General features: G+C 55.8%; 12 protein-coding genes. 7 read left to right on the forward strand and 5 right to left on the reverse strand.

All coding sequences use genetic code 11. The features are described 5' to 3' along the window. Positions 1-32: 32 nt before the first annotated feature. Entirely contained in the window at positions 33-344 is a 312-nt protein-coding gene (locus tag ACSZPU_RS18825; protein ID WP_499001881.1) for a putative quinol monooxygenase, read from the reverse strand. A gap of 265 nt (positions 345-609) precedes the next feature. On the opposite strand from ACSZPU_RS18825, the gene ACSZPU_RS18830 reads away from it, so the two are divergent. Further along, positions 610-1,992, forward strand: a complete 1,383-nt coding sequence (locus tag ACSZPU_RS18830) for a D-arabinono-1,4-lactone oxidase (RefSeq protein ID WP_499001884.1) — start codon at positions 610-612, stop codon at positions 1,990-1,992. Between the two features lie 5 nt (positions 1,993-1,997). After that, complete coding sequence (locus tag ACSZPU_RS18835; RefSeq protein WP_499001910.1) at positions 1,998-2,822, forward strand: glycosyltransferase family 8 protein; 825 nt, start codon at positions 1,998-2,000, stop codon at positions 2,820-2,822. A 176-nt stretch (positions 2,823-2,998) separates the two neighbouring features. Here the strand turns inward: ACSZPU_RS18835 and ACSZPU_RS18840 are convergent, their stop codons facing one another. From ACSZPU_RS18840 to dgcN, 3 genes are read right to left on the reverse strand one after another with little or no spacing between them, the layout of a single operon-like run. Further along, a complete protein-coding gene (locus ACSZPU_RS18840) occupies positions 2,999-3,847 on the reverse strand; it encodes a D-amino-acid transaminase (RefSeq protein ID WP_499001886.1) in 849 nt (282 codons plus the stop codon). Positions 3,848-3,873: 26 nt separating this feature from the next. After that, positions 3,874-4,851, reverse strand: a complete 978-nt coding sequence (gene dgcA, locus ACSZPU_RS18845; protein ID WP_499001888.1) for an N-acetyl-D-Glu racemase DgcA — start codon at positions 4,849-4,851, stop codon at positions 3,874-3,876. Continuing rightward, entirely contained in the window at positions 4,851-5,852 is a 1,002-nt protein-coding gene (dgcN, locus tag ACSZPU_RS18850) for an N-acetyltransferase DgcN (protein ID WP_499001891.1), read from the reverse strand. The genes dgcA and dgcN overlap by 1 nt, the downstream gene beginning before the upstream one ends. A 652-nt stretch (positions 5,853-6,504) precedes the next feature. Here dgcN and ACSZPU_RS18855 point away from each other — a divergent pair. From ACSZPU_RS18855 to ACSZPU_RS18875, 5 genes are read left to right on the forward strand one after another with little or no spacing between them, the layout of a single operon-like run. Continuing rightward, positions 6,505-7,641 carry an ABC transporter substrate-binding protein gene (locus ACSZPU_RS18855; protein ID WP_499001894.1) on the forward strand — a complete coding sequence of 379 codons (1,137 nt, stop codon included), beginning with the start codon at positions 6,505-6,507 and terminating at the stop codon, positions 7,639-7,641. A gap of 26 nt (positions 7,642-7,667) precedes the next feature. Further along, a complete protein-coding gene (locus ACSZPU_RS18860) occupies positions 7,668-8,567 on the forward strand; it encodes a branched-chain amino acid ABC transporter permease (protein ID WP_499001899.1) in 900 nt (299 codons plus the stop codon). Continuing rightward, positions 8,567-9,616, forward strand: a complete 1,050-nt coding sequence (locus ACSZPU_RS18865) for a branched-chain amino acid ABC transporter permease (protein WP_499001900.1) — start codon at positions 8,567-8,569, stop codon at positions 9,614-9,616. The genes ACSZPU_RS18860 and ACSZPU_RS18865 overlap by 1 nt, the downstream gene beginning before the upstream one ends. Beyond that, on the forward strand, positions 9,603-10,385 hold the full coding sequence (locus tag ACSZPU_RS18870) for an ABC transporter ATP-binding protein (RefSeq protein WP_499001902.1): 783 nt from the start codon (positions 9,603-9,605) through the stop codon (positions 10,383-10,385). Before ACSZPU_RS18865 ends, ACSZPU_RS18870 begins: the two co-directional genes overlap by 14 nt. Beyond that, positions 10,378-11,073 (forward strand): ABC transporter ATP-binding protein, encoded by a 696-nt coding sequence (locus ACSZPU_RS18875; protein ID WP_499001905.1) that lies wholly within the window; start codon positions 10,378-10,380, stop codon positions 11,071-11,073. The genes ACSZPU_RS18870 and ACSZPU_RS18875 overlap by 8 nt, the downstream gene beginning before the upstream one ends. Before the next feature lie 154 nt (positions 11,074-11,227). Here the strand turns inward: ACSZPU_RS18875 and ACSZPU_RS18880 are convergent, their stop codons facing one another. Then, positions 11,228-11,680 (reverse strand): hypothetical protein, encoded by a 453-nt coding sequence (locus ACSZPU_RS18880; protein ID WP_499001907.1) that lies wholly within the window; start codon positions 11,678-11,680, stop codon positions 11,228-11,230. Positions 11,681-11,822: the final 142 nt, after the last annotated feature.

Raw genomic sequence — 11,822 nt, forward strand, 5'->3', positions numbered from 1 at the left:
AATACAGCTCAGCTAAGGTAAGGCTAATACAGCTAAGGACTCCACTGAACCCCACCGATTAAATCGCACCTTCCCTTGATAACCTCGGAAGACTCGATGTACTGCGGCAGGGCCGCAAACAGCGTCTGGATATGCGGTGCAGCCAGATGGACCTCCAGGTCTTCTGCCGACGCCCACTCTTCCGTCCAGATAAACCGGCGTGGGTTTGCACTATCCTTGTTCAGTTGATAAACCACACAGCCTTTCTCTTGCAACGTTGTTTCGATTACGCCTTTGAACAGCCCCTCAACAATCTCTTCAGTGCCTGGTTTGGCGAGAAATATTGCGACAACAGGAACAGACATGACTTTCTCCTCAACAATTTTCACAAATTAACTCTGCCCCTTTCGGGAAACAGGGCCCTGTGTCGAGGATAAAAACCTGCGGCGCGACGGTCAACCTTTAATCGCCCCTCTTTTTGAGGGTAAGTAAATGATATAGCTGAAACTTACCGCCCTCTGTCATCGCGATAAGGCACAATAACGGCGGTAAATAAACGAGATGTATCTCACGCTTTCCTTTGAGGGACTATGCTGTAGAGTGGGATCAATTCAACCAGAGGAGCCGCTGATGACCACATTGTTTCCCCTGTTTCCGCGCCGCCAGCCACACCCGGTTCCAGACGATGCACGCGTTCTGAACTGGGCGCAAAACACTACTCTGGCACAGGAACGTGCGGTTATCGCGCCAGAAAACGAAGCGCAGTTGCAGAAGGCTATCGCCAGCTGTCAGGGGCGCGTGCGCATTATGGGCAGCCGCATGTCACCGGGACGCATGCTGGCGGTCACCCAGCCGCAGGATGTCCTGATTGAATTGTCAAACCTGCGCGGTTTGCTGGCGGTGAACGACGATAGCGTGACCTTTGCCGGTGGCACACCGCTGCATGAGGTGTATGAAGTACTCACCTCAATGAACCGCATGCTCAATGCGTCGCCGGGGGTGATTGCCTCCCAGACGCTGGCCGGTGCCATCTCTACCGGGACCCACGGCCAGGGGATGCAGCAAAGCTCGCTGGCAGATGAGGCTCTCTCTATCCGGCTAATTGATGCAGCGGGACAGATTCATACGCTGGATAATCAGCATCCGTGGTTTGCGGCGGCACAGCTGGGGCTGGGAACGCTGGGTGCCATCAGCGCTGTTACACTGCGCACGCGCCCTGCCACGCTGTTTACCTGTTTTAAAAGCGCCCATAGCGCCGAAACGCTCGAACAGGATCTGTTGGCCTGGAATCAGCAATGGACATTCAGTAAAGCCTGGTGGTTTGTGGACGAAAACAAAGTCCACGCGTGGAATGCCCGGGAAGCGCATAACGATGAACGTCAGGCCTGGCGGGATAACCATGGCGATCTGCTGACGCTGGAAGAGACCAGCGACCAGATGAATGTCGCGGTGGAAAACACCCTCCAGCATATGCGTAACGATACCCGCATCGTGGATGAGAACGGCAAACCGTTTCGCACCGTGACGCGCTTTAAAGATTTCTCCGACGTGATTGGCGATGTCTATCAGGTGTTCTGTCGTGGGATTGCTACCCCGCAGATCAACATTGAGATCGGCATACCAATGGACCGCGCCCCTGCGCTGATCGCCAGGATCCGCGAGTGGCACGCCCGCGAACAGCCCCATATGCACTACCCGATCATTTTGCGCTGTACCGGGCCATCCCGCGCCTGGGTGAGCCCGGCCTGGCAGCAGCCCACCTGCTTCTTCGGCTTTGTGGTCTATTACGCCGAGGACGGTTCCCTGTCCGAAGAGGGGCTGGCCTTTTTACGCGCCGTCGAGAAGCTACTTGCGAGCGAGGGCGGGAAACCGCACTGGGGCAAATATTTTGATGCCAGCCTGTATGACTGGCCCGCGCTGTATCCGCAGCTTCCCGCCTTCCAGGAGGTGCGCCGGGCGCTCGATCCCCACGGCAAGTTCCTCAATGATTTTATGACGGAGCTGTTGGCATGAGTGCGGTGTTCGCCTGGGTGACGCTGCTCACCCAGCCCGGATACGTACCGGGCGTGAAGGCGCTACGTCGCTCGTTGCAGAAAAGCGGCTCGCCGTGGCCGCTGGTGGTAATGGTGACGCCCGCCATCGGAGATGACACGCGCCGAACGTTAAGCGATGCCGGGTGTGTGATTCGGGAGGTGCCGATTCTTGGCCCCGATCCGACGCTGGCGCACCGCTACGCCAATGCCCGTTTCGCCGACGTGTGGAGCAAACTGGCGGTATGGACGCTCGATGAATATGAGCGCGTGGCATTTCTCGACGCCGATATGCTGGTGGTGCAGAACATGAATGAGGTGTTCGAGCTACCGCTGCAAGCAGGCTTTATTGCCGCCTGCCACGCGTGCCGCTGTAATCCCAACCGTATCGCCAGCTACCCGGAAAGCTGGCAGCCGGAGAATTGTTATTACAGCTGGTGTGAAGACGCGCAGATGACGGCACATCCGCCCGCTACGCTGGATAACTATCTGAACGGTGGGTTTCTGCTGTTAACACCGGACAAGGGCGTGTACGACGGGATGATGGCGCAACTGGCCGCCATAGCGGATATCTCCGACTACGTGTTTGCCGAGCAGGATTTTCTCAACGACGTTTTCCGCGACCGCTGGGTGCCGCTGCATTATGGCTATAACGCATTAAAGACGCTGCAATTACAGCACCCGCAGATGTGGGATTTTAGCCGGGTGAAGAATGTGCATTACATTATTGATAAGCCGTGGGAGAAATTCCCCGAGCCGGTCGATAAGTGGTATGCATTGCATCGCCTGTGGTGGGAGTATTATCCGCATTAAGGGGGTTGGTCTGTTCCCCCTCACCAGAGCACATCCAGGAAAAATCCCCGGTGGCGCTGACGCTTACCGGGCTACGGCACTGTAGCCCGGATAAGGCGTAGCCGCCACCGGGGAATTCCCCGGTGGCGGTGGCGCTTACCGGGGCTACAAAACCGGACGCCGCATCCGGGAAAACCTTACCCCACCATCTCAAGGTAAATGCTGCGCAACAGCTTCGTTATCTCGCCAGGTGTGCCGTCGCCAATTTGCTGACCGTCCACGCTGATAACCGGCCAGACAAAGGTGGTGGCGGAGCTGATAAACACCTCGCTCGCCCGGCGCGCCTCTTCCGGCGTAAACAACCGCTCTTCGAAAGTAATGCCGTGCTCCTCGCCCAGGCGGAATAGCGCCTTGCGGGTAATACCGTGCAAAATATTATTGCTCAGCGGCCGCGTGACGATGGTTTTATCCGCCGTCACGATATAGCAGTTACAGGCGCTGCCTTCGGTAATAAAGCCATCTTCCACCAGAAACGCATCATCCGCGCCGTTAGCTTCGGCCCAGGCTTTCGCCAGACAGGGAGCCAGCAGTTGAACAGTTTTAATATCCCGACGCTGCCAGCGAATATCCGGGCAGGTCACCACGCGAATGCCTTTACTGGCAGCAGGATGATCAACAACCGGACGTGCCTGGGTAAACAGCACCAGCGTGGCGGGCGTTTGCGACGGTGGATAGTGAAAATCGCGATCGCCGCTGTTTCCGCGCGTCAGCTGCAAATAGATCCCCCCTTCCGTGAGCGCATTCTCCACGATCAGGCGCTGATGGATCTCGCGCAGATCGTCTTGCGCCAGCGTCAGGGTTAAGCCCAGTTCGCGACAGGATCGCGCCAGCCGCGCAAAATGGCCGGCGAAATCTACCAGCTTGCCGTTCACCACCGCCGTGACTTCATACACCGCGTCGGCAAATAAAAAACCCCTGTCAAAAACGGAAATTTTGGCCTCGTCTTCCGGCACATACTCCCCGTTCAGGTAAACCGTGCGTGACATGTCCTTCTCCTTACATCATTGCGCCACTAACCCCACAACGCCGGGGTTGGTGGAAAGAGTTCACTGCCGTCGTAACGCAACCCATGTTCCCGATCGTCCGCCAGTAACAGTGGCCCGTCGAGATCGACCACGCTTGCCTGCTGCGCCACCACCACGGCGGGCGCCATCGATAGCGATGTGCTGACCATGCAGCCCACCATGATCTGCAGGCCAAGTCGCGTGGCCTCTTCCCGCACGCGCAGCGCTTCGGTTAATCCGCCGGTTTTATCCAGCTTGATATTCACCATCTCGTAGCACCCGGCGATAGCCCCGAGGGAGGCCAGATCGTGGCAGGATTCATCGGCACACAGCGGCACAGGATGCGGCAACTGCGCCAGCACGGCATCTTTTCCTGCCGGGAGCGGCTGCTCGATAAGCGTGACGCCAAGGCGCGCCAGCTCGGGAGCCTGACGCAAATAAATCGCCTCATCCCAGCCTTCGTTGGCATCCACAATCAGTCTGGCCTGGGGTGCCCCTTCGCGCACGGCGCTCACGCGAGCAATGTCTTCGTCATCGGCAAGCTTGAGCTTAAGCAGCGGACGCCAGGCGTTCTCCTGCGCCATCTGTTGCATGCGCGCGGGGGTATCGAGCGACAGGGTATACGCCGTGTGCAGACTGTGCGGCGCGGGTAACGCTGCGTGTTGCCAGATACTCTGCCCGGCCGCTTTACACTCAAGATCCCAGAACGCACAGTCCAGCGCATTGCGCGCCGCACCAGCAGGCAGCGCATTTTGCAGTTGCCTGCGCGTCATCCCCGCCGCCAGCGCAGGACGCAGGCTTTCGATTTGCGCAATAACGCTGGCAACCGATTCGCCATAGCGTGCATAGGGCAAGCATTCGCCGCGCCCGGTAAATCCCTGGAGCTGGAGGGTAACGCTCACCACATCGGCCACGGTACGACTCCCCCTGGCGATGGTGAACGCATGGCGCAACGGCCAGCGTTCATGGGCGATGGTCAGTTCCATTACAGTGCCGCCAGCGCATCAACAATCGCGCCAACGCCCTGGCGGAACGGATCCACCACCGGCAGATCGTAACGGGCTTCCAGCTCAGCCATCAACGCCCGCGCATCGGCGTCGCTCAGGGCGGACGTATTCAGCGAAATCCCCACGAAACGGGCATCCGGGTTGGTCAGCTGCGCCATTTTCAGGTTCAGTGCCATACAATCGGCGATCTCCGGGATGGGGTAATCCACGCCACGCATATGGGTACGGGTCGGTTCGTGGCACAGCACCAGCGCATCCGGCTGCGCGCCGTGAATCAGGCCAGTCGTCACGCCCGCGAAAGAGGGATGGAACAGCGACCCCTGCCCTTCAATAATATCCCAGTGATCTGCATCGTTCGCCGGGGCGAGCGTTTCCACCGCGCCAGAGACAAAATCGGAGACCACCGCGTCAACGCTCACGCCTGCGCCGCTGATCAGAATGCCGGTTTGCCCGGTGGCGCGGAACGTGGCTTTACCGCCGCGCGCCAGAATCTCTTTTTCAATGGCCAGTGCGGTGTACATTTTGCCGCACGAACAGTCGGTTCCGACAGGCAGCACACGTTTACCACTGCGTTTACGCCCGCTGGCAACCGGGTATTGCTGCATTGGATGGCGCACATCAAACAGATTGCGGCCCAGGCTGTCGGCCAGCGCTTTTAACTCGGGGACATCGGCCAGTTTATTATGCAGGCCAGCCGCTAAATCCATTCCATTTTCCAGCGCCGCACTCAGCACTGAAATCCACTCTTTTGAAATAATACCGCCACGGTTAGCAACACCCACCACCAGTGTTTTTGCGCCGGCTTTTACCGCAGCATCAATATCCATATCCGTTAACTGACAATCGGCATGGCAATTCGCCATACGATACTGGCCCACGCAATATTCCGGGTGCCATTGTTTAATCCCATCGGCAACTTTTGCTGCCAGTTGGTCATGCGCATCACCAAGAAAAAGCAGATAGGGCTTTTGGATATTCATTATTTATCCCCCTCAGGATAAGACTGAAAATAAATTAACGCAGAAATAACATTTCTGAAAAAAATTAAGTAAAGACTGACTACTTATGCAGAATAACAAGGGTTTTATTATTGTCAACTGTCGCTATCACAGGCCTTATTTACCATGTTTATTGCAATTATGCAGTGTTTTATGCTGACAAACAAAATGTACAAAACGCTTGTGAAAATATTAATCTTTAAATCCACACCATCCCATCAGCCTGGCAATAAAAATATTTACTACAATGTGATCTCATCACTATTCACGCACCAGAAAAGAGCAACGCACTATTTTAGTGTTCCAAAACAGTGCTATTACGCACGATAAATCTATAAGAAGAATGGATGAGAAAAATTCAATTAATGGATGTAAGGTGAATCCGTTATTGATGGAAATTGCCGCCGGAAATATCTCTGGCGAATCAAAAGGCTTGCCCATTAATTAATATTCCTTTCTTCCGACTTTCGTCTCTAACGAAAATATCGGGCTCAGGCTTACGGAAGAAGTCAGTACGACACAGCAGCGCATTCCAGACGAACCGGCCACACGGCGCCGGGCGCATCGGTATTCAGTGTTACGCGGTATTTGATGATTCAACATTCACAATTAACTGACGGACGGTGAGGTAACAATGAAGAGTTTTTGTGGGAAAGTCTCTTTAATGGCAGTACTGATTTCCGGCCTGGCAGGGGCGCACAGCGCACTGGCAGCAGAGATTAAAATCGGTGTGGTATTGCCTCTGAGCGGGCCGCTCAGCGGATATGGTCAGCCTTCACAGAAAGGTCTGGAACTGATTCAGAGCATCACCCCAACGCTGAAAAACGGCGACACCGTTAAGCTTATCGTGATCGACGATAAGAGTGACAAAGTCGAAGCGGCGAATGCCATGCAGCGCCTGGTTTCCAGCGACAAAGTGGACGCCGTGATCGGCGAAGTGACCTCCGGCAACACGCTGGCGATGGTTAAAATCGCCGACGACAGCAAAACCCCGCTGGTCTCCTCTACCGCCACCAACGACCGCGTCACCCGTAACCACCCTTATGTGAGCCGCGTGTGCTTCTCCGACAGCTTCCAGGGCGTAGTGGGTGCCAACCTGGCATCACGCGATCTGAACGCGAAAACCGCGGCTATCGTCTTTGACAGCAGCAACGACTACTCCGTAGGTCTGGCCAAAGCCTTCCGCGCGCAGTTCCTGAAAAACGGCGGCACCATTCCTATCGAAGTTCAGGCACCTGCCGGCAGCAAAGACTTTAAAGCGCAACTCTCCAGCGTGAAAGCCAAAAACGTCGACATGATCTACATGCCGATTTACTACACCGAAGGCGCGCTGATTGCCGTTCAGGCAAAACAGCTGGGCTTAAGCAAACCGGTTGTTGGCGGCGATGGCCTGGCCGCGGACCCGGTGTTCTTTGATGTGGGTAAAGATGCAGTTAACGGTTACATGACCACCGACTACTACTCACCGAACGCCAAAGAGCAAACCCCGGCGGGCGAAACCTTTATTAAAGGCTGGGAAGAGAAATTCAAATCTCCAACCCATACCTGGGGTGCAATGGCGGCCGACGCGTACAACGTGATCGTCAATGCCATGAACCAGTGTAGCGATCCGCACGATCGCGTCTGCGTGAACGAAAAAATCCGCGCCACCAAAGACTTCCAGGGCGTAACCGGTACGTTAACCCTGAAAGACGGCGACGCCATTCGTAGCGCAGTGATTAACGAAGTGAAAGATGGCCAGCTGGCATTCAAAACTGTGGTGAATCCGTAAGCAGTAACAAGAGGTTATAAAATTAGATGGATGGCACCATTTTTCTCCAGCAGGTCGTCAATGGCATGAGTCTGGGCGGCATGTACGCCCTGATCGCCATTGGCTACACCATGGTGTATGGGGTCCTGCGCCTGATCAACTTCGCGCATGCGGATGTCATGATGGTCGGCGCGTTTGCGACCCTGTTTCTTTTTTCTTCAATTGGGCTGCCCTTCGGGGTAGCCGTTTTACTGACGCTCGCGCTTTGCGGCCTGTTGGGGATGTTTATCGACCGGGTGGCCTATCGCCCGCTGCGTCAGGCATCAAAAATCTCCATGCTGATCACCGCCATCGGCGTCAGCTTCTTCCTGGAAAACCTGTTCAACGTCCTCTTCGGCGGCAGTTCGCGCTTCTTTTCTTCGCCGGACTGGTTCAACAACACCCTGACCTTTGGTCACATCATCATCACCAACGTGGCGTGGATCGTGCCGGTGATCACCGTGCTTCTGCTACTGGCGATCCTCTGGCTGCTCTACCGCACCCGTTATGGGATGGCGATCCGCGCGGTGGCGTTCGACGTTAATACGGTGCGCCTGATGGGCATCGACGCAAACCGCATCATCTCGCTGGTGTTTGCGCTGGGCAGCAGCCTCGCCGCCCTCGGCGGGGTGTTCTACTCCATCAGCTACCCAACTATCGACCCGCTGATGGGGGTACTGATTGGCCTGAAAGCCTTTGCCGCCGCCGTACTCGGTGGGATTGGTAGCGTCACCGGCGCAGTACTGGGCGGGTTTATCCTCGGTTTTACCGAAGTGGTCGCCGTCGCCCTGTACCCCGAACTGGGGGGCTACAAAGATGCTTTCGCCTTTATGTTTTTGATTCTGGTCTTGCTGTTCCGCCCGGTGGGCATTATGGGTGACGAACGTCTGGAAAGGAGCCGCTTCTAATGTTTAACGCTTCAACCACTCTCGGCGCTCAGGGGCGTAACCTGGTCATTATTATTATCGCCATTGCGCTACTGGCCGGGATGAATCTGGTTTTCAATGACTACATTATCCGGGTTATCAGTACCGTTTTTGTCTTTATGATTCTGGCGGTGAGCTACAACCTGATTAACGGCGTGACCGGGCAGTTATCACTGGAACCGAACGGATTTGTCGCCGTCGGTGCCTATGTCACCGCGCTGTTTATTCTCTCCAGCGACAGCAAAATCGACATGTTCGAGATGACCGCGCCCACGCCGTTTATCCTGATGCTGCATGCCAGCTTCTTACCTGCGCTGCTCATCAGCGGTTTGTGCGCCGCTTTCCTTGCGGTCTGCCTCGCCTTTCCGGTCTTTCGCGTACGCGGTGACTATCTGGCAATTGTGACGCTGGGTTTTGGTTTCATTATCAAAATTCTTGCCATCAATAATCCGCAGGTCACCAACGGCGCGATTGGGCTCAATGATATTCCTCAGCAGCCGCATCTGCTGTTCTGGTGCGGGCTGTTTGCGCTGGCGGCAACGGGGATGATCCTGCAACTGGTCTGGTCGAAATATGGCCGCATGATGAAGGCGATTCGCGATGATGAAGACGCCGCCATCGCCATGGGGGTGAACACGTTTCGTATCAAAACCTGCGCGTTTGCCACCAGCGCCTTTTTCGAAGGCATCGGCGGTGGGCTGCTGGCCTCGTTACTGACCACTATCGCGCCGGGATTGTTCGACTTTATGCTCACCTTCCAGCTGTTGATCATTATTGTGCTGGGCGGTCTGGGCAGCACCACGGGCGCACTGCTCGGCACCATCGTGGTAGTGGGAAGCGGCGAATGGCTGCGCTTCCTTGACCAGCCGCTGTCGCTGTTCGGTCACGATCTCGGCTCTTATCCGGGGCTGCGTATGGTGGTGTTCTCACTGCTGCTGCTGATCATTATGTTGTTCGCCCGCGAAGGTCTGCTGGGCAAGAAAGAAGTGTGGCAAGTTCGCTTCGGGAGACGCCGTCATGACGTCAAATAAAGCTATCCTCGACGTGCAGGAAGTCGTCATGCAGTTCGGCGGCCTGCGCGCGATTGATAACGTCAGCTTTCACGTTGATGAAGCCGAAATCTTTGGCCTGATTGGCCCCAACGGCGCAGGGAAAACCACGCTGTTTAACGTCATCACGGCCAACTACAAGCCATCCGGCGGCAGCGTGCTGCTGGATGGCAAACCGCTTAAAGGGTTGAAACCGAACAAGGTGGTGAACGCCGGGATTGCGCGTACCTTCCAGAACATCCGCCTGTTTAACTCGATGACCGTGCTGGAAAACGTGATGGTCGGCCTGGATCACAGCAGCCACTATTCATTGCTGGAAGCGGCGCTGCACATTGGCCGCTATTTCCCGGCCGAACGCGTGGCCCGGGCAAAGGCGATGGCGCTGCTGGACTATATCGGTATCGCCGATTACGCCAACATGCAGGCCACCAACCTGAGCTATGGCAACCAGCGTAAAGTGGAGATTGCCCGAGCGCTGGCAACGGGGCCGAAACTGCTGTTGCTGGATGAACCCGCTGCCGGGATGAACCCGAAAGAGACGGAAGATCTGGCCAGCCTGATTTTCCGCATGCGTAAGGATTACCAACTGAGCGTGTTGTTGATTGAGCATGATATGCCGTTCGTAAACGCCCTGTGTGAGCGGGTGATGGTGCTGGAATATGGCAAACCGCTATTCAGCGGACTGATGGCCGACGCCATTCAACATCCGGAGGTGATCTCCGCCTACCTGGGGGACGTTGATTATGCTTAGCGCTCGTGAGCTGAAAGTGTTTTATGGCGTCATTCAGGGGCTGAAAGGCGTCGATATTGAGATTAATGACCGGGAAATCGTAACCCTGATTGGCAGCAACGGCGCGGGGAAAACCTCGACGCTGAACGGCATCATCAACATGGTGCGCTCCACCGGGACGGTCAATTTTCTCAATGAAGATATCTCCCGCAGTCAGACGCACCACATTGTGCGTAAAGGGCTGGCGCTGGTACCAGAAGGGCGAAAAATTTTCACCAACCTGACCATCGAAGAGAACCTGCGGATGGGGGCGTATAACAATCTGGCGAATTTCACCCGTTTGCGTGACCGGATGTACAGTCTGTTTCCGCGCCTGAAAGAGCGACGTAAACAGATGGCGGGAACGATGAGCGGCGGTGAGCAGCAGATGCTCGCCATCGCCCGCGCGCTGATGAGTGAGCCGGTGCTGTTGATGCTCGATGAGCCAAGCCTGGGTCTGGCACCAAAGGTGGTGGGCGAGCTGTTTGCCACCATTCGCCAGCTGCGTGAGGAGAACATCACCATTTTGCTGGTTGAGCAAAACGCCACGGCGGCGCTGCGAATTGCCGACCGGGCCTATGTGCTGGAAAACGGCAAAATAGTGCTCTCCGGTGAGGCAAAGGATGTGCTCGCCAACCCGGAAGTGAAGAAGATGTATCTGGGGGGCTAAGGCGACATTCCCGGATGAGGCGAAGACGCGCCTTATCCGGGCTACTTTATCGCGCCGGGTTATTTGTTTTATTCCTCTGCGGTCTGTTCCCCTCATCCCAACCCTTTCCCCTAAGAGGAGAGGGAGCAGATCGAGCCCGCATCCATACAGCGTATTATTCCGCCGCAGACTTCTGCTCAATCACCCCGAACCAGCCTAATCCTTGATAGCTCTCGTACCCCGGCGTTAAGGCAAATGACACCGTACGGTCGTCATTGGTCTGGTAGAACCCGGACGACTTACCGTCATGGCGCAGTGGGTACAGATCGCCAGTATTGCCATCGGACGAGGCAATCACGCGGAAGGTGGAATCCACAATCATACAGCGTGTCCGCTGCCACTCTTCTTCGCTCAGGCGTACGCTTTTTACCACGCCGGTCGCCTGCGGTGCCCAGTCGAAGAAAATGAGTAACGCGCCCGTCACGCGGCCATGCTCATCGCCATTTTCACGAATGGCCGTAGCATAGGTCGCGACAGTCGCTTTATCTAATAACGGCACCGTCATAATATCGGCGGCGACATAATCACTGCCACTTTTTGTCGCCAGCGCCTGACGGAATATTTTCATCTCATTAATATTCTTGCCGCTGACGAAATAATTATCGCCGCGACCGTTCGCCAGAATATTACCGTCTAAGGAAGGTGCGATTTAATCGTCAATTATGAGAACATAACCCTTTCTTTGACATAGACTTTTCACGATGCCCGCT

The organism is Phytobacter sp. V69 (assembly GCF_965644215.1).
Taxonomy (GTDB): Bacteria; Pseudomonadota; Gammaproteobacteria; order Enterobacterales; family Enterobacteriaceae; genus Phytobacter.